Annotated in this window: 23 protein-coding genes, 2 tRNA genes and 1 other RNA gene; 8 read left to right on the forward strand and 18 right to left on the reverse strand. The window is 67.5% G+C overall.

Going from position 1 to position 17,531, the window contains the following annotated elements:
- Positions 1-9: 9 nt before the first annotated feature.
- From IPJ17_03675 to IPJ17_03685, 3 genes are all read right to left on the reverse strand, one after another.
- Positions 10-390 (reverse strand): divalent-cation tolerance protein CutA, encoded by a 381-nt coding sequence (locus tag IPJ17_03675; GenBank protein ID QQR74701.1) that lies wholly within the window; start codon positions 388-390, stop codon positions 10-12.
- A gap of 79 nt (positions 391-469) precedes the next feature.
- The gene (locus tag IPJ17_03680) at positions 470-1,063 is read right to left on the reverse strand and encodes a hypothetical protein (GenBank protein QQR74702.1); all 594 of its coding nucleotides are present in this window, start codon (positions 1,061-1,063) and stop codon (positions 470-472) included.
- A gap of 70 nt (positions 1,064-1,133) precedes the next feature.
- Complete coding sequence (locus tag IPJ17_03685) at positions 1,134-1,490, reverse strand: helix-hairpin-helix domain-containing protein (GenBank protein QQR74703.1); 357 nt, start codon at positions 1,488-1,490, stop codon at positions 1,134-1,136.
- A 455-nt stretch (positions 1,491-1,945) separates the two neighbouring features.
- On the opposite strand from IPJ17_03685, the gene lepB reads away from it, so the two are divergent.
- Both lepB and IPJ17_03695 read left to right on the forward strand, forming a co-directional pair.
- The gene (gene lepB, locus IPJ17_03690) at positions 1,946-2,659 is read left to right on the forward strand and encodes a signal peptidase I (protein ID QQR74704.1); all 714 of its coding nucleotides are present in this window, start codon (positions 1,946-1,948) and stop codon (positions 2,657-2,659) included.
- A gap of 90 nt (positions 2,660-2,749) precedes the next feature.
- A complete protein-coding gene (locus tag IPJ17_03695) occupies positions 2,750-3,118 on the forward strand; it encodes a hypothetical protein (protein ID QQR74705.1) in 369 nt (122 codons plus the stop codon).
- An 80-nt stretch (positions 3,119-3,198) separates the two neighbouring features.
- Here the strand turns inward: IPJ17_03695 and pyrF are convergent, their stop codons facing one another.
- The 3 genes from pyrF to IPJ17_03710 are packed head-to-tail and all read right to left on the reverse strand — an operon-like array spanning position 3,199 to position 5,659.
- Positions 3,199-3,924: an orotidine-5'-phosphate decarboxylase gene (gene pyrF, locus IPJ17_03700; GenBank protein ID QQR74706.1), complete on the reverse strand. Its 726-nt coding sequence runs from the start codon at positions 3,922-3,924 to the stop codon at positions 3,199-3,201.
- Positions 3,921-4,973 carry a dihydroorotate dehydrogenase gene (locus IPJ17_03705; GenBank protein QQR74707.1) on the reverse strand — a complete coding sequence of 351 codons (1,053 nt, stop codon included), beginning with the start codon at positions 4,971-4,973 and terminating at the stop codon, positions 3,921-3,923. The genes pyrF and IPJ17_03705 overlap by 4 nt, the downstream gene beginning before the upstream one ends.
- Positions 4,865-5,659, reverse strand: coding sequence for a dihydroorotate dehydrogenase electron transfer subunit (locus IPJ17_03710; GenBank protein QQR74708.1), 795 nt, complete (start codon positions 5,657-5,659; stop codon positions 4,865-4,867). The genes IPJ17_03705 and IPJ17_03710 overlap by 109 nt, the downstream gene beginning before the upstream one ends.
- A gap of 49 nt (positions 5,660-5,708) precedes the next feature.
- On the opposite strand from IPJ17_03710, the gene IPJ17_03715 reads away from it, so the two are divergent.
- Positions 5,709-7,460, forward strand: a complete 1,752-nt coding sequence (locus tag IPJ17_03715) for an alkaline phosphatase family protein (protein ID QQR74709.1) — start codon at positions 5,709-5,711, stop codon at positions 7,458-7,460.
- Here the strand turns inward: IPJ17_03715 and IPJ17_03720 are convergent.
- The 4 genes from IPJ17_03720 to IPJ17_03735 are packed head-to-tail and all read right to left on the reverse strand — an operon-like array spanning position 7,447 to position 10,068.
- On the reverse strand, positions 7,447-7,857 hold the full coding sequence (locus IPJ17_03720) for a polymer-forming cytoskeletal protein (protein QQR74710.1): 411 nt from the start codon (positions 7,855-7,857) through the stop codon (positions 7,447-7,449). The genes IPJ17_03715 and IPJ17_03720 overlap by 14 nt on opposite strands.
- Positions 7,854-8,711, reverse strand: coding sequence for a ParB/RepB/Spo0J family partition protein (locus IPJ17_03725; GenBank protein ID QQR74711.1), 858 nt, complete (start codon positions 8,709-8,711; stop codon positions 7,854-7,856). Before IPJ17_03725 ends, IPJ17_03720 begins: the two co-directional genes overlap by 4 nt.
- Entirely contained in the window at positions 8,708-9,466 is a 759-nt protein-coding gene (locus IPJ17_03730) for a ParA family protein (protein QQR74712.1), read from the reverse strand. Before IPJ17_03730 ends, IPJ17_03725 begins: the two co-directional genes overlap by 4 nt.
- Positions 9,463-10,068 carry a class I SAM-dependent methyltransferase gene (locus IPJ17_03735; GenBank protein QQR74713.1) on the reverse strand — a complete coding sequence of 202 codons (606 nt, stop codon included), beginning with the start codon at positions 10,066-10,068 and terminating at the stop codon, positions 9,463-9,465. Before IPJ17_03735 ends, IPJ17_03730 begins: the two co-directional genes overlap by 4 nt.
- Positions 10,069-10,192: 124 nt before the next feature.
- Between IPJ17_03735 and IPJ17_03740 the strand changes: the two genes are divergently transcribed.
- Positions 10,193-10,540, forward strand: a complete 348-nt coding sequence (locus tag IPJ17_03740; protein QQR74714.1) for a hypothetical protein — start codon at positions 10,193-10,195, stop codon at positions 10,538-10,540.
- Here the strand turns inward: IPJ17_03740 and IPJ17_03745 are convergent.
- The 8 genes from IPJ17_03745 to IPJ17_03780 form a co-directional block, all read right to left on the reverse strand.
- The gene (locus IPJ17_03745; GenBank protein QQR74715.1) at positions 10,528-10,989 is read right to left on the reverse strand and encodes a hypothetical protein; all 462 of its coding nucleotides are present in this window, start codon (positions 10,987-10,989) and stop codon (positions 10,528-10,530) included. The genes IPJ17_03740 and IPJ17_03745 overlap by 13 nt on opposite strands.
- Before the next feature lie 386 nt (positions 10,990-11,375).
- The gene (locus tag IPJ17_03750; protein ID QQR74716.1) at positions 11,376-12,911 is read right to left on the reverse strand and encodes a membrane protein insertase YidC; all 1,536 of its coding nucleotides are present in this window, start codon (positions 12,909-12,911) and stop codon (positions 11,376-11,378) included.
- A 245-nt stretch (positions 12,912-13,156) separates the two neighbouring features.
- Complete coding sequence (gene yidD, locus IPJ17_03755; GenBank protein ID QQR76079.1) at positions 13,157-13,336, reverse strand: membrane protein insertion efficiency factor YidD; 180 nt, start codon at positions 13,334-13,336, stop codon at positions 13,157-13,159.
- 26 nt (positions 13,337-13,362) lie between these two features.
- Positions 13,363-13,746 carry a ribonuclease P protein component gene (gene rnpA, locus IPJ17_03760; GenBank protein QQR74717.1) on the reverse strand — a complete coding sequence of 128 codons (384 nt, stop codon included), beginning with the start codon at positions 13,744-13,746 and terminating at the stop codon, positions 13,363-13,365.
- Positions 13,746-13,880 carry a 50S ribosomal protein L34 gene (rpmH, locus tag IPJ17_03765; protein QQR74718.1) on the reverse strand — a complete coding sequence of 45 codons (135 nt, stop codon included), beginning with the start codon at positions 13,878-13,880 and terminating at the stop codon, positions 13,746-13,748. The genes rnpA and rpmH overlap by 1 nt, the downstream gene beginning before the upstream one ends.
- A 58-nt stretch (positions 13,881-13,938) precedes the next feature.
- Positions 13,939-14,028: transfer RNA gene (locus IPJ17_03770), tRNA-Ser, on the reverse strand.
- Positions 14,029-14,108: 80 nt separating this feature from the next.
- A tRNA-Ser gene (locus IPJ17_03775) sits at positions 14,109-14,198 on the reverse strand.
- A gap of 15 nt (positions 14,199-14,213) precedes the next feature.
- Positions 14,214-14,666: a nucleoside deaminase gene (locus IPJ17_03780; protein ID QQR74719.1), complete on the reverse strand. Its 453-nt coding sequence runs from the start codon at positions 14,664-14,666 to the stop codon at positions 14,214-14,216.
- A 129-nt stretch (positions 14,667-14,795) separates the two neighbouring features.
- On the opposite strand from IPJ17_03780, the gene ffs reads away from it, so the two are divergent.
- The 4 genes from ffs (at position 14,796) to recR (ending at position 17,526) form a co-directional block, all read left to right on the forward strand.
- An RNA gene (gene ffs / locus IPJ17_03785) (signal recognition particle sRNA small type) lies at positions 14,796-14,894 on the forward strand.
- A 31-nt stretch (positions 14,895-14,925) separates the two neighbouring features.
- Complete coding sequence (gene dnaX, locus IPJ17_03790; protein ID QQR74720.1) at positions 14,926-16,632, forward strand: DNA polymerase III subunit gamma/tau; 1,707 nt, start codon at positions 14,926-14,928, stop codon at positions 16,630-16,632.
- Positions 16,629-16,925, forward strand: a complete 297-nt coding sequence (locus IPJ17_03795) for a YbaB/EbfC family nucleoid-associated protein (GenBank protein ID QQR74721.1) — start codon at positions 16,629-16,631, stop codon at positions 16,923-16,925. Before dnaX ends, IPJ17_03795 begins: the two co-directional genes overlap by 4 nt.
- A gap of 10 nt (positions 16,926-16,935) precedes the next feature.
- Positions 16,936-17,526, forward strand: a complete 591-nt coding sequence (recR, locus tag IPJ17_03800) for a recombination protein RecR (protein ID QQR74722.1) — start codon at positions 16,936-16,938, stop codon at positions 17,524-17,526.
- Positions 17,527-17,531 lie beyond the last annotated feature (5 nt).

Genomic DNA, 17,531 nt, shown 5'->3' on the forward strand with positions numbered 1-17,531 from the left:
CCGGGGCGTTCAGAAATTGGTGTCGTCGAGCGAGATCGCGACGCCCTCGTCGACGTCGTCGGAGAAGACGGCGTTCTTGTCGAGGCTGGCGGCGATCCACTCCAGGAAGCGCGCCTCCCCGTGTTTCACCGGGAAGGCGAGGATCTCGGGAAGCTCGTAGTTGTGGAGCTCGCGGATGGCGGTCTCGACAGCCGCATACTCCTCGGCTCGGGTCTTGATGATGAGAAGGTACTCGCTGTCTTTGCAGATCTTCCCTTCCCACCGGTAGACCGAGCGCACGCCGCCGACGATGTTCACGCAGGCCGCGTGCCGCCGCGCGACGAGCTCGCGCGCCAGCAGGTTCGCCTGCTCCTCGTTGCCCACCGTCGTGATGACCACCAGCGCTTGCACGGGCGGAACCGTACTCCAACGTATCGCAGGCCGTCAATTCGCGGCCGCGCCCGGCGTCGCCCGCCTCGGTCGCGCCGGCTCATCGCCAGACCTCGAGCACCGCGTCGTAGAGGAGGACGTAGGTTCGTCCGGTTCGGCCGTAGACGCGCACGGCCGCGAGGTGGTGTCGTCCGTCGGTGAGGTAGATCGTGCCCGGAGTGGAGTCGCCGAGCGGGCCGAACGAAGCGATGTCCGACGAGTTGAAGCGAATCGGATCTTCCAAGCGTTCGAGTCGGTGCCCGAGGTCGCCCGGATCGCGCGGCGCGAGACCCGGCGGAAAGCCGAATCCGACGCCGCCGCCGAAGTGGGTCAGCTCGTGGAGCGGCTCCATCGCCGGGTCGGTCCCGGTGGCGATGTCGTCGCTCCGCACGCCGTCGCCATCGCCGTCTCGGTAAACGCCGAAGCGAACAGAGCCGTCCGTTCGCGGATAGAGCTTCACGCCGACGTGGGTCGAGTAGCGAACGGCGAGGAGCCGGGCGTGCGCCAGGGCTGCGCGAATCTCTCCCGCGGCCAATCGGACCTTCGACTTTCCTGCGGCCCGCAGCAACGGCGGCGTCGAGAGGAGGAGGAGGAGCGTGGCGATCGCGACGGTGAAGAGGAGGTCGATCAGGGTGAATCCGCGGGCGGATCGCATGGGGGTGTGTCCTCGCACGGGGAGGCGGACGAAGGGGCGAGACGCGCTCGCCCCTCCGCCCGCCCGGAGCTCATCGCGAGGTCTCGGTCTTGGCCGGGCGCGGGACGCGCACCTTCTCTCCGAGGGTGGTATTGCCGCTGGTGACGACGTAGGGCTTGAGGAGCTCGAAGCTCTTCTCCCCGATCCCGCGGACCAGGAGGAGGTCGGTCGGCGCCTTGAAGGGACCGTTCTGGTCGCGGTGCTCGATGATGCGCTGCGCCAGGGCCGGTCCGACCCGAGGCAGGAGCTGCAGCTGCTCGGCGCTCGCCGTGTTGACGTTGATCACCTTGGCCTCGGCGGCGAAGGAGGGCGCTGCGACGAGGAGGAGGGCGACCGCGAGGAGGGCGGCGGCGGCACGGTGGAGCGGGTTGCGGGACGAGATGATCATGGCTTCGTTTCCTTTCGTGGTGGCGCGACTCGATGAGGGTCGCGCGTTGGTTGGTTCGGCTCTTGTTGTTGTCGCGCTTCGTTTGCTGCTGGTTGGCCGCTGGGCGGCTCGCTGACGTTTCCCTGGCGCTTTCGGGTCTCGACCGTTCGTTCACCTCCCCGGGTTCGTTTCGCCTTCGCCGGGGGACAATCCAAGTTCGTTGCCAACCGCGCTCGCGCGCGGTAAGCGATTGGAAAAGAAAGAGTTGCTGGACCTGCGTACGCGGTCGCGGAGAGGCGAGGCGACAGAGGTTTCTGACGGTTTCGCCGAGATCAGGACTCTGGAGGTCGCCGATGAGCCCGCCGGGATTGAGTTTGCGGTGGGCGTCAGAGGATTCTGACGATTGCAGAATGTTCGAACGCCCTTCGGCCAAAGGGGCGCCGCGGGGTGGTGGTTTCGGTTAGATTTCGCCCGCCATGGCTGATGATTCTCCCGTTCGCCGTTCGACGGTTCGCGAGTACTTCGAGGCACTGCTGATCGCCGCGATCTTTCTCGGGTTCACCAATACCTTCGTGGTAAAGACGTTCTTCATTCCGAGCGGATCGATGGAAAACACCCTGCTCGTGGGCGACCATCTGTTCGTCAACCGCTTCATCTACGCTGGCGCACCGACCGCTTTCGAACGCGCGATCCTCCCGCTTCGCACCCCACGACGGGGGGACATCGTCATTTTTCGCTCCCCAGAGCGGCCGACGGTGGACCTGGTGAAGCGGTGCGTCGCTCTCCCGGGCGATACCGTGCAGATCGTGAACAAGGAGCTCTTCATCAACGGGACTCGCGTCCCCGACGCCGGGGTGGCGCAACACAGCGATCCCCGTGTTTTTCCGGATCGGCCCACGCTCCCCGATCAGGTGCGGCTGCGCGATCAGTTCGGCCCGTTCAAGGTGCCGGAGGGGCGGTATTTCTGCCTCGGCGACAACCGGGACCACTCCTACGACTCCCGGTTCTGGGGCACCGTGCCCAGCCACTACTTGAAGGGGCGGGCACTCTTCATCTACTGGTCTTTCGGCGGGGGGACCTCCGACGGGAGCTGGAAGAGCGTCGGCGCAAAGGCCAGGGAAGCTGCGCAGACGGCGCTCGGCTTCTTCTCCGAAACGCGCTGGGGACGGACCTTCAAGGTCGTGCGCTGAGGGGGATACCCGGGAGGGCGGACTCTTGTCGCGCGCCACCTCCCGCCTGAGCTAGACTCGCGGCTCGTAACGCCGAGGAGGACGACGAGGATGACGCGTCGACGGTTCGAAGCCGGTGAAGGGAAGATCGGCTGCATCTTCTGGACGCTGGTGGTGGTGGCCCTGGCGATCGTCGGGTGGAAGATGATCCCGGTGAAGATTGCGACGTCCGAGCTTTACGACTACATGGTGGAGCAGGCCAAGTGGGCCGCCACCTCGAAGCCCGAGCAACTGCAGAAGGGGATCGTCGCCGAGGCGAAGCGATTGGACCTTCCGGTCGAAAGCGAGGACGTCCGCGTGGTCTCCGACGGGAGTCGGATCAAGATGAGCGCACGATTCACCGTGCCGATCGACTTCCCGTTCCGGACCTACAACTGGGAGTTCAATCTCGAGGTCGATCGACCGATCTTCTCGTTCTAGACCGGCGCAGCCTGCAGCAGATCGCGCCGAAGGGGCCCGTTCCCGTGGGAGCGGGCCTTCTTCTTTTGGGGCGGGAGTACCTACGTGCGGGGCGCCGCCGCCTCGATTTCGCGCGAGAAGGCGGCGAGGGCGTCATCGAGGTTCGCGGCACGAGTGAGGGGCCGCCCGACAACCAGCAGGTCGGCCCCCGCAGCCAAGGCCGCGCCGGGGGTCGCCACACGGCGCTGGTCGCCACGATCCCCCTCGGGCAAGCGAATTCCCGGCGTCACGATGCGAAACGGCCGGGGCAAGGTTGCGCGAAGGGCTGCGGCCTCGAGGGGCGAGCTGACGACCCCAGCACATCCGGCATCTCGTGCCAGGCGAGCCCACGCGAGAGCGCGCTCGGTCGGGGCTCCCGGAAGGCCGAGCGCGGCGAGCTCGGCGGCATCCAGATGCGTCAGAACCGTGACCGCCAAGAGCTGAAGACCGCTCCCGGCGCGCTCCGCCGCCTCGGCGGCGGCAGCGAGCATCGCCGGGCCACCTCCGGCATGAATCGTCAGTAGCTCGGCTCCGAGATCGCTTGCCGAGGCGACGGCCCCGGCGACGGTGTTGGGGATGTCGTGGAGCTTGAGGTCGAGAAAGACTCGGCCCCCCGCCTCCTGGGCCCTCGCCACCGCTCGGGGACCCCATCGGACGTAGGACTCGAGACCGACCTTGAGGAATCCGACGCGTCTCGCCAGGCGGTCGCACCAGTGTTCGAAGGTGGGCCATTCCGGTGTGTCGAGGGCCACGGCGAGCTGCTCGATCGGTCGGTCTTGCGGGTTCATCGATAGCCCTCAGGAAGCTGAACCGCTCCCACTACGTCGGCCAGCTTCGGAATCCCTTGGTCGGCAAGCAGTCGGCGCAGGTCGCCGAGGATCCGTTCTGGCGCCGATGGCTCGCGAAACAGGGCGGTGCCGATCTGCACCGCCGAGGCTCCCGCCAGGACGAATTCGAGGACGTCTTCCGCGCTTTCGATCCCGCCGATTCCGACCACCGGCAGGCCCACCGCGCGCGCGACGTCGAAGACGACGCGCAGGGCGATCGGCTTGATGGCTGGTCCCGAGAGCCCGCCCTTGACCGTGGCGAGTCGCGGCCTCCGGGTTCTGACGTCGATCGCCATTCCGAGGACCGTGTTGATGGCAGAGAGGATATCCGCCCCACCGGATCGAGCGGCCTGCCCGAGCTCCGCCGGTCGGGTCACGTTCGGAGAGAGCTTGACCAGGATCGGCTTGGAGGTGGTCGCTCGAACCGCGCGCACGAGGGTCTCGAGAATCGGCGGATCCTGGCCGAACTCGAGCCCACCCTTCTGGACGTTGGGGCAGGAGACGTTGAGCTCGATGCCGGCGACACTGGCGACCCGATCCAAGCGGGCCGCGAGTCGGACGTACTCGTCGATCGTCGTGCCGAAGACGTTGACCAGGACCCGCGGTGGGAAGTGGCCGAGCCCCGGAAGGACGTCGGCCAGAAAGCGCTCGACTCCGATGTTCTGGAGCCCGATCGAGTTGAGCATTCCGCCTCGGGTTTCGGCGATTCGGGGCGGCGGATTCCCGCGACGCGGTTCGAGCGACAGCCCTTTGGTGACGATGGCGCCGAGACTGGAGAGATCGCAGAGGTGTGAGAACTCGAGTCCGTAGCCGAAAGTGCCGCTGGCGGTCATCAGCGGGTTGGCGAGCGCGATCGGACCGAGTTGGATGCTCAGGTCGACATCGGACTCCGCGATGCGACTCACCACGCCACCTCGTCGAAACGGAAGACGGGGCCGTCGGTACAGCAGAGCAGATAGCGATCGCCCGGGGTGCGGATGGCACAGCCAAGGCAGGCCCCGAAGCCGCATCCCATCGGCGATTCGAGCGCCGCCTCTCCCGGGACTCCGTGACGAGACCCGATCGCCGCCAGGCAGGCCAGGAGCCCATGGGGTCCACAACTGTAGATGCGAGTGTAGCGGCGTTCCGCACATGCACGTTCGAGCGGCACGGTTACCAGTCCCCGCTCACCGAGGCTCCCATCTTCAGTTGTCAGGATGAGATTGCCGCGGCCGCGAGCGAGGAGGTGGGCGAAGGCCTCGCGGCGCGGGAGATCGACCGCTGATCGGCCGCCATAGTAGAGATCGAACGGCTGCTCCTTGCCGAGGAGGGCCTTGGCGAGCAAGAAGAGCGGGGCCGACCCGATCCCTCCGGCCACTAGGGCGACCCGCCCCTCCGAGCCGAGCGAGAAGCCGTGCCCGAGCGGTCCGAGGACCCAGAGGGGATCTCCTGGACGGGCAGCGGCCAGCTGCTGGGTTCCGCTTCCGACGACCTTGGCGAGGAGGGTGAGCCGGCCGTCCGCGCCGGAGCGCGCGGCGTCGTGGACCGAAAAGGCTCGGCGCAGAAACGGTTGTAGTCCGTCGCCCACCCGGACCATGACGAATTGACCGGGCTGAACCTCCGTCCGCTCCGCGGGGACGCGGAGGGTCAGGCTGAAGTAGGGTAGGGGATGGTGATCGACCGTTTCGACAACGGCCTGATAGTCGGCGGACTCCATCGACGGGAATCACTCTAACAAAGGCCAATTCAACGCTCCAGGCGGGGTCATGTCCAGGATGCGACTCTCCCTTCTCGCTCGTGCGGGGCAGCTCGCGCTCGTGGCGCTCCTGCCCGGCCTGCTGGCTGGGATTCACTTCACTGGACTGCTGCTGTTTCTCAACCCCGGACTGCAACTCCGTGGAATGGTCCTGGTGCGTGGAACTCTCCTGTTCGGCACCGCCGCCGGCCTCGGTTTTCTCGCACTCTTGCTGTCCGTGCGCTGGTTTCGGACGCGAGCCGGTCGTTTTCGAAGCATGCCGTGGACGATTACCTTCGTCTGCACGCTGGCGGCGCTCGGCGCCGGGTTCAATGCCTCGCGCTTCGCCTTCTACCTGCCGTCCGCGGTCAACGACCAGCTCATCAAGGCCGCAGTGTGGCTCGGTCTGGCGGCGATTCTCGGTTTCTACACCTCCTTGCTTCACTCCCTGCATCGACGGCGGTACGGGGTGCGGAGCCGATCCCTGTTCGTGGTGATTGCTGTTGCCTCGATCTTTGCCGTCCTCGAGCGCCGACAGGCTGTTCATCCGAGCCTCTTCAATCCGCCGCGACTCGCGGATGTTCACCCGGATCACGGCCTACAGACGCTGGTGCTGATCCTCCCGGGTGCCTCGCTCGATCTCATCCTTCCGCTTGCTGAGCAGGGAAACCTGCCCTTCCTCGCCTCCGTCCTCCATGGCGGTAGCCTCGGCCGGCTATCGACGATTCCCCCGGAGAGGGTCCCGTCCTCGTGGGCAAGCCTGGTCACCGGGAAGCTCCCTTTCCGCCATGGGGTCGTCGACCGCGCCCTCTGGGAGGCACCGCTGCTCGGGTCCGGCGTCGAGCTGCGCCTTCTTCCCGCCGGCACCTCGGACCTACTCTCGGCGCTGGGCGTTTGCCGGCCGCGCCCGATCGACTCGGGTGCACTGCTCGCGCTCCCGCTGTGGGGTTCGCTCTCGCGAGTCGGTCTGCAGGTGGCGACAGTAGACGTCCCTTTCGTTTCCGGGGCCGGATCCGAGGTCCGATGGGCGCTCGACGAGCGAGCCTTCACGACCGGCGAGGCGGGAGCCGACGACCCACTCGCCGTACTGGCACGTCGACTCGAGGTCTCGCCGCGGGATATCCCCGAGGATGTCCGGGAGGGGATCGGCTCCGAGGCCCTCCTGGGCGCGCTTGCCGGGGATCTCTGGCGGCGAGACGTCGGCGCGCGGCTCCTCGGTGAGCGGCCTGACCTGGACGTCCTGGTGATTCGACTTCCGGGGCTGGAAGCGGCGGGACTGGGGAATTTCGGCGGTTTCCAGGCTGCCCAAGTCGAGGGGTCGCGGGCGAGGAGGGCGCGTGAGGCGGCGGGGCGTCTCACGTCGTATGCCGAGCAGGTTGACCGGATGCTCGGCAGCCTGTGGGCCGCCTCGACTCGACCCGATCACCTGCTGATCGTCGCCTCGCCCTACGGCATCGGCGCTCCGTCGCGGGGACGTCGACTCTTCGGAGAGCTGTTTCGGCAACCCGCGCTCGCCGGCGAGCTCGGCCGGGGCGAGGATGGGTTGCTGCTCGCGTTTGGGCGGGGCATCCGCGCGGGCGTCGAAGCCCGGGGAGCGCGGGTCGTCGATCTCGCGCCGAGCCTCTACTATGCCCTCGGGTTGCCGATCCCGCGCGATCTCGACGGGCGCGTCCTGACCGAGCTCTTCGAGCCGGGATTCCTTGCCAGCCACCCGCTGACGTTCGTTCCGTCGTTCGAGACACTCGAGGCCGGAGCCCCCGATCCGGGCTTCAGCGGCCGGTAGGTGCCGGTAAACGAGCCAGGACCTTGGGCTGCGCGGTCTCCGCGGAGACCGCAGGGCGGTTCATCCGGCAGTTGCCTTCGAAGATCGCGCCATCATCGACGACGAGTGAGGGCGTCTCGATGTCCGCGGTGACGCGTCCGCCAGGGCCGATCTCCACACGGCGTGAGGCGCGGATCAGCCCGCGAACGGTCCCGGTGATCATCGCCCGGCCGACCTTGATCTCGCCTTCGACCTCGCCCTTCTCGCCGACGACCAAGTCCCCTTCGGAGATCACCTGACCGGTGAGCTTCCCTTCGATGCGAAATGTCTGCTCGAAGTGCAGCTCCCCCTGCATGTGGCTCCCCGCATCGAGGAATCCGTTGAGCTCGCCGTGCGAGCCGCGCCCGAGAAAGCTCATCGCCGACTCCCTTGCTGCATCAGGAGATCGAAGAGGCGCATGAGCTCCTCTTCGGAGTGAAAGTGGATCCTGACCGATCCGCCCTTGCCCCGACGGGCGATCTCGACCTTGGCCTGAAGGCGCTGGGTCAAGCGCTCCGCGGCGGCGGCCGCGTTTGCCTCGGGCTCAGGAGCGGCGCGCCTCCGCGCTCGGGGCTCCGCGACATCCGGCTGCACGAGAGCCTCGATCTGACGGGCGGAGAGCCCGTCACGAACGGCGCGCTGCGCCAGCTCGAGCTGGCGGCTTGCCGGTTCGAGCCCGACGAGCGGACGTGCTTGTCCGGCGGAGAGCTCTCCCGCGCGGAGGAGATCGAGAATCTCCGGAGGAAGCCGAAGGAGCCGGATCACGTTACTGATGGCCGCGCGGCTCCGTCCGACGCGCAGCGCAATCTGCTCCTGCGTCTGACCGAAGCTCTCGTGGAGGGCCCGGAAGGCCTCCGCCTCCTCGACGGGATTCAGGTCCGCTCGCTGGAGGTTCTCGACGAGGGCAAGCTCCAGGAGCTCCTGGTCGCCGGCAACCTCTCGGACGACGACGGGGACCTTGGCCAGGCCGGCGCGCTGAGCAGCCCGCCAGCGCCGTTCGCCGGCCACGATCGTGTAAGTTCCCCCGCCATCGGGCCGGACGACGAGGGGCTGGATCACCCCCTGGGCTCGGATCGAGGCCGCGAGCTCGTCAAGCCCCTCGTCGAGAAATTGGCTTCGGGGCTGGAATCGGTTCGGCCGCAGGCTGGCGACCTCGATGCTCTTGACCCCCTCCTCGGGGCGCAAGAGGGAGTCCAGGCCCCGACCGAGGCCGCGCTTCTTGTGGTCACTCAAGCGATTCGCCCCAGGTGCTCGCGCGCGAGGGCCAGGTAGGCCTCCGCGCCGCGGCTCTTGATGTCGTATTGGAAGATCGGTGTGCCGTGGCTCGGGGCCTCGGCAAGGCGGATATTGCGTGGGATCACGGTCTCGAAAAGCTGTCCGGGGAAGTGGCGCTGGATTTCCTGCTGAACGTCCCGGGAGAGGTTGGTGCGCTCGTCGAACATCGTGAGGACGATCCCGGCGATCTCGAGCGTTCGATTCAGTCGGCCCTGCACCCGCCGGATGGTGGCGACCAGCTCACTGATGCCCTCGAGAGCGAAGTACTCCCCCTGGAGGGGGACGATGACGCCGTCGGCGGCGGTCAATGCCAGGACCGTCAGATGGCCGAGCGAGGGCGGGCAGTCGATGAGGATCGTGTCGTAGGAATCGGCCTGCGGGGCAAGCGCCTCGCGGAGTCGAGTTTCCCAACCCTCCAGGCCGACGAACTCGACCTCGACACCGACGAGGTTGCGCTCCGAGGGGACGAGATCCAGGTGGGGAAAGCCGCTTGGCCGAATCGTCTCGGCGAGCGTCGCTTGACCCGACAGGACGTCATAGAGCTGGTGGCCGTCGACCCGACAGCCGAGCCCGCGGGTGGCATTGCCCTGCGGATCGCAGTCCACCAGCAGGACCCGGCGCTCCAAGGCGGCCAGCGCGGCACCGAAGTTGATGGCCGTGGTGGTCTTCCCGACCCCCCCTTTTTGATTGGCGATAGCGAGGGTGCGAGTCATCGGGGACCTCTCGGAGTCTCCCGATGGTAGCGCCGCAGCCATCGGCGCTCGCTTCCCGGGAGACGGTGGGCCTCGACCAGACGAAAGTCCGGCATGAAATCGGGCGCGTCCTCCCCGGTCCAGAGGAGTAGGGACGCGTCGTCCAAGAGAGAAGATGCCAGGGTGGTCAGCATCGCGGGCGAGATCCGGAGAGCCCTCGCGGTGACGATGGCGACACGGCCAGGGAGTTCCGGTTGGTGAGCGGCGCCGACTGTAGCACGCAGGCAATGACAGGACAATTCGGCCCGCCGCGCTGCCGCATTGAGGAACGCCCACTTGCGCTCGCGCGCTTCAACCAATGTCACCGCGAGGTCCGGGCGGGCGGCGGCGATCACCAAGCCGGGAAAACCCGCACCGGACCCCAGGTCGAGCAAGGCCCCGGGGCCGGCCGGGAGCAACGGCAGCGCGGCCAGGGACTCCGCATAGTGACGCTCGAACAGTTCGGAACCGAACGCGGGCCCGACAAGCGAGACCACCCCCGCCCAACGGACGAGCTCTTCATGGTGGGCGTGGAGGGAGCGCATCGAACGCTCGGCGATCGGTTCGACCAGAAGCGGCGCCAACTGAAGAGCGAACCGCTCGAAGGGGAGGGAACGGAGGGGAGCGCCCATCAAACGCCGCTCAACCCCAAACGACAGTGTTCCACGTGACACCCGACGGTGAAACAATCCACCCAGGAGGTTCCACGTGACACCCGACGGTGAAACAACCGATCTCGCCCACTTTCACGAAGGACTCCTCGTTGGCCTCCTGATCGGAGAGGGCCACTTCGGGGGAGACGGGCGGCAGCCTCAGGTCACTCTGCGAATGCACACTCGCCACGCCAAACTCTTCAACTGGCTGGAGACGACCTTTCCGGGCAGCAAGACCTACGGGCCCTATCACCACGGCGGCCGCTCCTACTATCAGTGGATGGCCCGCGGCGACTTCCTCCGCTCCACCCTCATTCCCATCCTCGAGCGCCGCATGCGCCCAGACCTCGACGAGGACGCCTACTCCCGGTACCTCGCCATGCGCACGCGCTACGAGCTCTGAACGCTCTCGCCCAGCCGCAAGCGGATCTCGATCCGCCGCTCCCGACCCTCCCCGCGACTCTCTGTCACCAGATCGACCTCTTCCGCGAGGGCCAAGTGAATCACCCGCCGGTCCCGCGATGGGAGCGGGTCGAGCTCCACCGCCCGGCCGGTCCTCCGGACCGCCTGCGCAGCGGCCAGCGCCAGGGACCGCAATTCACCCTCCCGCTCATCCCGCCCACCGGGCGGATCGATCGCCAACGGGATCGACTCTCCGCCATCCGTGCTCGCCATCCTCTTCACCAGCATCTCGAGCGCCTCGAACGGCTCCGGTCCCCGCTCCGCCAGCCATGTCGCGTCCGTCCCTTCGAGACGCACCTGAACTCTGCCGCGCCCCACCCGGGCATCGACCTCGACCGCCAGACCGGCCAGTCGCAAGAGGGTCTCCGCTGCGCCGCGGACTGCGGCCACATGCTCCTCTCCCGGCTCAGCGACTTCCGGCCGCCGACCCTCTCTTCCCACGCCACTCTCCGGGCGCGCTCGACGTTCCAACGGCGGGCGCTCTTCGCGCCCCCGCCCTGGAGAGACCGCCCTTTCCCGCGCAACCGGCTCAGCCGCGCGGGGCGGAACCGCCCCCACCCTGGGCACCGCAGGGGACGTCCCCCCGGAACCACCCTCGCGCCGCGGAGCGCCTGGATCGATTTCGATCACGACCCCCCGCGCTTTGTGAGTGAAACCGTGCCGCTTCTCGCGCTGCTGATAGGCCAATTCCTCGGGCGGCAGATGAAAATGCCGGGAAGCGGCCATGAGCGCCTGGGCCAGCGTCGACCCCGAAAAAAACCGCCGCTCGTCGCTATTCATCTTCCCTTCTCCCCGCGCCCTCTTCCGCTGCTGCTAGCCGGCGCCGTGGCGGGCCGCACAGCGTTGTAGATCAGCTGTTGGCCGATCGTCAGAACGTTGTTCACCAACCAGTACAACACCAGGCCACTGGCAAACCCCAACGAGAACACCGTGAAGATGATCGGGAAGGCCTGCATCATCCGCCGCTGGAAGGGGTCGCCAGCCGACGGCGTCAGCCGCTGCTGCAGCACCTGCGTCACACCCATCAGAATCGGCAACACATAGTACGGATCCGGAGCGGTCAGATCGCGGATCCAGCCGATCCATGGGGCGTGCCAGAGCTCGACCGCGTTCGACAGCAGATTGTAGAAGGCGAAGAACACGGGCACCTGGAGCAGCATCGGCAGGCAACCGCCCGCAGGATTGACCCCCTCGGTCTTGTACAGCGCCATGATCTCTTCGTTCATCTGGCGCTGCGCCTCCGGATTCGCTCGACCCTTGCTGTCCCGCAGCTTCGGACGAGCCTTTTCGCGAATGGCCTGAATCTTCGGGTTCAAGCGCTGCATCTTCTGCATCGACGAGAACGCCGAGAGCGTCAGCGGCAGCAGCAGAACCTTGAGCAGACCGGTCATCAGGACGATCGACCAACCGTAGTTCTCGACGACATGGGCGTGAATCCACTGCAGCCCGTAGAGAAGCGGGCGCGCCAGAAAGCCCCACATCCCCCACCGGACGGTCTTCTCGAAACCGTACGGCATCGCCGCCAGGTGGTCGTACTGCTTCGCTCCCCAGAAGGTGAGAAGCGACAGTCGATCTCCCTTCGCCATCAACCGCAACCGCAGATCTCGCGGCCACTTCTCCTGCTCCTTGCTCAACTCGGCCGGAAGGTTCACGGCCTCCCAGACCCCTTCTTTCCCTCCCGGCTTGAGCACCACCGGATCCAACGCCGCACCCGCCACGGGCCCCTGGGGTATGGCCGCCGAGAGGAAATACGTATCCTCGAGCCCCACCCAACCCAGCGACTCGCCGCCGACGACCTTCGACTCCTTCGCGTCCGCGGGGGCCACGGTGACCAGCGTCCCGCCGCTCAGCCAGCTACCTGACCGCCGCTCGAACCGACTCCCGAGCTCCTTCGCGGAGAGGTCGCGAAGCCCTGGTCCCAGCGACACCCCCCATGGGCCGCCGCAGCGGCACTCCACCTCGACCGCGAGCAGACCGTCCGCCCGGAAGCGAAATCTCTTCTCGACGACTCCGGAGGCTCCGCGGTAGCGGAACACGACCCCTCGCTCCTTGCCGTCGCCGATGCTCTCCGCAACGAACAATGCTTCGTCGGCCGGGAGCGGCGCACCCGAAGCGCCTACAAGACCGAAGGGAAAGGGCCCCCTCTCCCGCCGCTGAACCAGTTCGATCCCGCCGGCAATCCCTTCGAGATCGCTCCGGAGCCGAAGCGACTCGAGCACCGCCCCACGATTCGAAAAGATCGCAACGAGGTCCTCGGTCTCGACCGTGACCTTCTCCTCCGCCGACGCTGCCAGCGGGGGAAGCTCGGACACCGCCACCGTCCTCTCCGGCGCGGGTACCGGGGCGGGGGCCGGAACCGTCGCCGTGGCGGTGGCCACCGCAGCTGCCTCTGCCGTTCGTGCCGGCCGCGCCGGTTGCGCAGCCTCCGGCGGCGGGAACAAGTACTGCCAACCCAGCAGGACCGCCAACGACAGCAGGGCCGCGAGGAACAAACGCCGATTGTCCAAAGGAACCTCTCCAGCTCGAAGTCAGATTCGTCCCGCCGCGCGCGGCAGGATCAGGGGAGATCGACCCCTCCGGGATGGAGCGGGTGGCAACGCGCGATGCGCGCTGCACTCCGCCCGAGACCACCGACGAGACCGTGCTTCAGCAGGGAAACCCGGGAAAACTCCGAACAGGTCGGAGTGAAGCGGCAAGCGCGCGGAAGCAGCGGGGAGATTCGCCGCTTGTACGCCATCAACAGCGCGGCGAGCCCACGCGCGATCACCGGCGAATCCGCCGCCGACCGACCTCGACCAGGAGCCGCTCGAAGTCGTCGCGAAACGCCTCGAATCTTGCGGGCGCGGTACCCGCTTTGAAATGCACCACAAGATCGCAAGCGCCCAGAGCAGGGCGAGCGACCGACCGCCGGAAAACCTCGCGCGCCCACCGCTTCAACCGGTGACGGGTGACCGAGTCGCCAACCTTCCGTGACGCGGTCACACCGACCCGAGAGCGCTCGGCCTCGCCCGCCAACCAGTGAAGGGTAAAGCCTCCGGCATGCAGTCGCCGCCCTTCGCGATAGCAGCGCTCGAACTCGGGGCGGAGGCGCAGGCGCGCCGTCCGCGGCAGCCGCTCGTCGACCGCCGCCCGCGGCAACTCGGCCATCACACCGTCAGGCGCTTCCGACCCTTACGCCGACGCCGCGCGAGGACCGCCTGCCCGTCCCGCGTGCTCATCCGCTTCAGAAACCCGTGAGTCCGCTTCCGGCGCCGCTTGTTCGGCTGGAACGTCCGCTTCACGTCGAACCACCTTTCTACTCGAACCGCCCGGACCACTCCCGGGGATGAAAAGTCGAGTTGGCGGAGAGGGTGGGATTCGAACCCACGGTACCCTTGCAGGTACAACGGTTTTCGAGACCGCCCCGATCGACCACTCCGGCACCTCTCCGGTCTCTCCTCAACTCGATATCAATCCAGGCCGACGCACGAGACCATCGGATCCCGCCGCGAAGACCTGGCCACAACTTCTGGCGGAGAGGATGGGATTCGAACCCACGGTAGAGTTTCCCCTACACACGATTTCCAGTCGTGCACCTTCGACCGCTCGGTCACCTCTCCGTCCTGACAAAGAACCTAGCCCGTCCGCAGCGCCGCAAAAAACCGCTTCAACTGCGCTGCGCACTCGGCCTCGCAAACACCTGCCACCACCTCCAGCCGGTGGTTGAGCCGCTCGTCCTGAACCAAGTTTCCAAGCGTCCCACAGTATCCAGCCTTCGGGTCCCACGCACCAAACACCAACCGCTCGACCCGACTGGCGACCAGCGCACCCGCACACATCGCGCAAGGCTCGAGGGTCACGAAAAGCGAACAACCGACGAGTCGCCAACTTCCGAGCCGGTTGGCGGCGAGCCGAATCGCCAACAACTCTGCATGCCCCAGCGGGTCCTGGTCGACCTCCCGCCGGTTGTGCGCCTGGCTCAGAACCTCGCCACCACGCACGACGACGGCACCGACGGGCACATCTCCCAATCGGCTCGCCTTCTCGGCTTCCGCCAGGGCCAATTCCATCCATTCGTGGTCATTCATTGCCGCCCGGCCCTGCGGAACGGCGGATTGTAGCGCACCCCTGCCCTGCGAACCAAGCCCTCCCGGCGGCTGCCACCTTTACACTCGCCCGCCACGGCACTACGATGCGCCCGCAGCGATCGACGGAGGGCTCGGGTCCTGTGCACCGGCCGGTTCCGAACCTCGTCAGGCCCGGAAGGGAGCAGCGATAAGGTCTTCGCGCCGGGTGCCGCAGATCGGCCGGAGCCCTCCGTCGACCGCTGCTCAAGCCCTTCACCCCATGGCCTACCAAGTTCTCGCCCGCAAGTGGCGCCCGCAAGACTTCGCGACGCTGATCGGTCAGGCGCCCGTCGTCACCGCCCTGCGCAATGCCCTCCAAGAGGGCCGGATCGCCCAGGCCTACCTCTTCGCCGGCATCCGCGGGGTCGGCAAGACCACCGTCGCCCGCGTCTTCGCGAAGGCTCTGAATTGCGAGCGCGGTCCGGCGAACGGACCGTGCAACGACTGCCTGCCCTGCCGAGAGATCACCGCCGGCGCCGATCTCGACGTCCTCGAAATCGACGCGGCCACCTATTCGAAAGTCGAGCAGATCCGCGAGCTCACCGAGAGCTTGCGCTACGGCCCGAGCCGCGACCGCTTCAAGGTCGTCGTTCTCGACGAGGTCCACCGCCTTTCCCGTCAGGCCTTCGACGCCCTGCTCAAGATCGTCGAAGAGCCGCCTCCGCACCTCGTTTTCATCTTCGCCACCACCGAGATCGACGCTGTCCCGGCGACCATCCTCTCCCGCTGCCAGGAGTTCCATTTCCGCCGCGTCTCCGCCCAAGAGGTCGCCGACCACCTCGCCACGCTCTGTCACCAGGAGGAGATCGAGGCCTCCTCGGTGGCCTTGCGCCTCATCGCCCGCGCCGGCGAAGGCAGCGTGCGCGATGCCGTCGCTCTCCTCGACCAGCTGGCGACCTTCGGCGGCAAGAGGATCTCCGACGAGGACGCCGCGCGACTTCTCGGGGGCCTCGACACCGCCCTCTTCCATCGACTCCTCGTCGCGGTCGTCGACGGGGATCCGGTCTCGGTCCTCGCCGCCAGCGCCCGCGTCGCCGAAGAGGGGTGGGACCCGCGCCAGGTCTTCGCTCATTTCCTCGCCTACTGCCGTGACGCCGTCCGCCTCGCCCTGGGCACCAAGCCGGAGGATGTCGACCTCCCGCTCGACGAGTCGCAACAGCTCGCCGCCCTCGCCCGGCGCGCCGGCTACGAGAACCTCTTGCGCGTTCTCCACCTGCTCATCCAGGCGGAACCCACCGTGCGCCGAAGCGACTCCGGCAGCCTCGCCTGCGAAGTCGCGTGGCTGCGGGCCGCGGAGCTCCCGAAGCTCCTCGATCTCGAGGCGGTTCTTGCCGGGCGCAATGTCGAGACTCCGAAGGCTCCGCCGCCGATCCCGCGCCCGGGCCCTCGCCCAGCGCCAACCGACGCCGCAAGGCCTCTCTCCACACTCCAAGCGGCCGCACCGGGACCCGCAACGACTCCGCCGATCGAGTTCCGCCCCGCCCCGGAGCCACCGAAGCCCGCAGCCGCCGACGATGGCGGCGTCCGTCGCTTCCTCGAGGAGCTTTCGAAGCGCCGCCCGAGCCTCGCCGCCCAGGTCGAGAACGCCTCGCATCTTCGTCTCGACGGCCGAACTCTCGTTCTCTCGGTCGAGCCCGGAGAAGACCTGATCGTCGCGGGACTCAACCGGGACGCCAATCGCCGTCTCCTCGAGGAGGCTGCGACTGCGGTCTGGGGCGAGGGAGCCGCTTGGCGCGTGGAGACGGCTCCCTCGAGTGCGAGTCCAGCGCGCCGACCCGCGAACCCCGGGGCGTCCGGCGTCCCGCCCACCCCCACCCCTGAGCTTGCCCAGGCCGCCCAACACCCTGCCGTCCAGGCCGTTCTCGAGATCTTCGGCGGACGCGTGGCGAATGTTGACGCCGACGAACCTTCGGAAGGACCGCGATGAACATCCAGAAATTGATGCGACAGGCCCAGGAGATGCAGGAGCGGATGCAGCGCGAGCTCGCCGAGCTCGAGGTCGAGGCGTCGGTTGGTGGCGGCATGGTGACCGTCCGCATGAGCGGGCACAAGAACCTGCTCGCCGTCCGGATCGACGCCGAAGTGCTCGATCCGGCGGACCCCGGAATGCTCCAGGACCTCATCCTCGCGGCGGTCAACGAGGCCGGGCGCAAGGTCGACGAGGCCATGCAAAGCCGACTCGGCGCCTTCTCCGGCGGCATGCCCGGAATGCTCGGCTGATCGACGTCCGATGAGCTCGGCCGACCCGCTCGCCCGACTCGTCGGAGAGCTCTCGCGTCTTCCCGGGATCGGACCCAAAACCGCGACACGCCTCGCGCACCACCTCCTCCGCGTCTCCGCTGGGCAGGCGCGTGAGCTCGCTGCCGCGATCACCGAGGTCAAAGAGCAGCTCTTTCACTGCTCCACCTGCAACGCCATCACCGCCGTCGATCCCTGCCGCTTCTGCTCGGACCCGGATCGCGACCGCACGCGACTCTGTGTCGTCGAGGAGCCCTTCAACCTCCAGCCGCTCGAGCGCACTGGCGAATATCACGGTCTCTACCACGTCCTGCTCGGCGCACTCTCCCCGCAGCGCGGCATCGGTCCAGCGGATCTCGCCATCGACCAGCTTTTGGCGCGACTCGAAGGCGTCGACGAGGTCGTGCTCGCAACCAACCCGAACGTCGAGGGCGAGGCCACCGCGCTCTACCTCGCCCGACTGCTGCGTGGCCGGGTCGATCGTGTCACGCGACTCGCTTTCGGGATGCCGGTCGGCGGCGACATCGAGTTCACCGACGAGGTCACTCTCGCCAGGTCGCTTGCCGGCCGGCGGGAGGTCTAGGCTCC

Source organism: Holophagales bacterium (genome assembly GCA_016699405.1).
In the GTDB taxonomy this organism is placed as follows: domain Bacteria; phylum Acidobacteriota; class Thermoanaerobaculia; order Multivoradales; family JAGPDF01; genus JAAYLR01.